The organism is Streptomyces niphimycinicus (assembly GCF_018883605.1).
Taxonomy (GTDB): Bacteria; Actinomycetota; Actinomycetes; order Streptomycetales; family Streptomycetaceae; genus Streptomyces; species Streptomyces niphimycinicus.
Genome location: NZ_JAHLEM010001147.1, coordinates 1 through 2,051 on the forward strand (window position 1 = coordinate 1; position 2,051 = coordinate 2,051).

The following is a 2,051-nucleotide window of genomic DNA, read 5'->3' on the forward strand; positions in this document are numbered from 1 at the left end:
GCGGGCGAAGGTGGACGCGGCATGGAATCTGCATGAGCTGACCGCGGGGATGGACCTGTCGGCGTTCGTGCTGTTCTCCTCGGCCACTGGTGTGCTGGGTGGCGCGGGGCAGAGCAATTACGCGGCGGCGAATGTGTTCCTGGACGGCTTGGCGTCCTGGCGCCGGGCCCAGGGGCTGCCGGGCGTGTCGATGGCGTGGAGTCTGTGGGCCGAGGCCAGCGGCATGACCGGACACCTCGGCGAGGAAGACCTGCGCAGGGTGTCGCGTTCGGGTCTGGTGCCACTCTCCTCCGAGGAGGGGCTCGAACTGTTCGATGCCGCGCTGGTATCGGATGAAAGCGTGCCGGTTCCGCTGCGGCTGGACATCCCCACGCTGCGTGCGCAGGGCGCCGAACTCCCCGCCGTGTTCCGCAACGTCGTGCCCAACGTGACGACACGCCGCACCGCGCGGTCGGAGCAGAGCGAAAGTCTTCCCGACGAACTGCGCCGCCGCCTCGCGGGGCTGCCGCGGACGTCGCAGGACGAGACGCTGTTGGAGCTGGTCCGCGTTCAGACCGCGGCCGCCCTCGGGCACGCCACCCCCGAAACGGTGAACACACGGCAGCCCTTCAAGGAACTCGGCTTCGACTCACTGATGGCCGTCGATCTGAGGAATCGGCTCACCGCCGAGACCGGCCTGCGACTGTCCGCCACACTGGTCTTCGACTATCCGACCCCGATGGCACTCGTCGGCCACCTGCGCGACGAAATCCTGGGCATCGACGGCGCCACCCTCTCGGCGGGCGCGGGCGTGGTGGCCGCGGCGGGCGCACCGGTGGACGGCGACCCCATCGTGATCGTGAGCATGAGCTGCCGGCTCCCGGGCGGGGTCCGGACCCCGGAGGAACTGTGGCGGCTGGTGATGTCCGGCACGGACGCGGTGTCCGAGTTCCCGTCCAACCGTGGCTGGGACCTCGACGGGATGTACGACCCGGACCCCGACCGGGAGGGCACGTACTACGTCCGCAACAGCGGATTCCTCCATGACGCCGACCAGTTCGACCCGGCGTTCTTCGGGATCTCGCCGCGTGAGGCGCTGTCGATGGACCCGCAGCAGCGGCTGCTGCTGGAGACCTCGTGGGAGGCGTTCGAGCGGGCGGGCATCGATCCCGTGGCCAACCGGGGCAGCCGCTCCGGCGTCTTCGTCGGCGTCATGTACAACGACTACGCCACTCGTTTGCAGGGGAACCCCCCGGAGGGCTTCGAGGGCTCCCTCGGCACCGGCAGCGCGGGCAGCGTCGCGTCCGGTCGCATCTCGTACACCTTCGGTCTCGAGGGGCCGGCGGTGACGGTGGACACCGCGTGCTCCTCCTCGCTGGTGGCGCTGCACCTGGCGGCGCAGGCGCTGCGCCAGGGCGAGTGCGACCTGGCACTGGCCGGCGGTGTCACGGTGATGTCGTCGCCGAATGTGTTCGTCGAGTTCAGCCGGCAGCGGGGGCTCTCTCCCGACGGCCGATGCAAGCCGTTCGCGGAAGCGGCGGACGGCACGGGCTGGTCCGAGGGTGCGGGCATGTTGCTCCTGGAACGTCTGTCGGACGCCCGGCGCAATGGCCACCCGGTGCTGGCGGTGGTCCGTGGCTCGGCGGTCAACCAGGACGGTGCGAGCAACGGCCTGACGGCCCCGAACGGCCCGTCGCAGCAGCGCGTGATCCGCCAGGCGCTGGCCAGTGCTCACCTGCCGGCGGCCGACGTGGACGTCGTGGAGGCGCACGGGACCGGCACGCCGTTGGGCGACCCGATCGAGGCACAGGCCGTGCTGGCGACGTACGGGCAGGGGCGGCCCGAGGGGCAGCCGCTGCTGTTGGGCGCGTTGAAGTCGAACCTCGGGCACACGCAGGCCGCTGCCGGTGTGGCCGGCGTCATCAAGATGGTGATGGCGATGCGGCATGGGGTGGTGCCGAAGACGCTGCACATCGATGAGCCGTCGAAGGAGGTGGATTGGTCGGCGGGCGAGGTGCGACTGCTGACCGAGGCCGCCGAGTGGCCGGAGACGGGACATCCGCGTCGGGCCG

General features: G+C 70.8%; 1 protein-coding gene. It reads left to right on the forward strand.

Annotated features, from left to right (window positions below; genetic code table 11):
* The coding region (locus tag KN815_RS48325; RefSeq protein WP_216348102.1) for a type I polyketide synthase at positions 1-2,051 on the forward strand (2,051 nt) is incomplete at both ends.